The organism is Paenibacillus agri, assembly GCF_013359945.1.
GTDB classification, from domain to species: domain Bacteria; phylum Bacillota; class Bacilli; order Paenibacillales; family Paenibacillaceae; genus Paenibacillus_AQ; species Paenibacillus_AQ agri.
The window spans coordinates 1-243 of the sequence record NZ_JABWCS010000043.1 but is presented as its reverse complement, the minus strand read 5'-3'; the positions used below and the strand labels follow the sequence as shown (position 1 = coordinate 243).

The following is a 243-nucleotide window of genomic DNA, read 5'->3' as shown; positions in this document are numbered from 1 at the left end:
CCTTACCTGCTGGCAACTAAAGTCAAGGGTTGCGCTCGTTGCGGGACTTAACCCAACATCTCACGACACGAGCTGACGACAACCATGCACCACCTGTCTCAACTTTCCCCGAAGGGCACCTGATGCATCTCTGCTTCGTTAGTTGGATGTCAAGACCTGGTAAGGTTCTTCGCGTTGCTTCGAATTAAACCACATACTCCACTGCTTGTGCGGGTCCCCGTCAATTCCTTTGAGTTTCAGTCT

General features: G+C 51.4%; 1 rRNA gene. It reads right to left on the bottom strand.

Features of this window, described 5'->3' with window-relative positions:
* Nucleotides 1-243 (bottom strand): 16S ribosomal RNA (locus HPT30_RS00200); the annotation flags it as partial.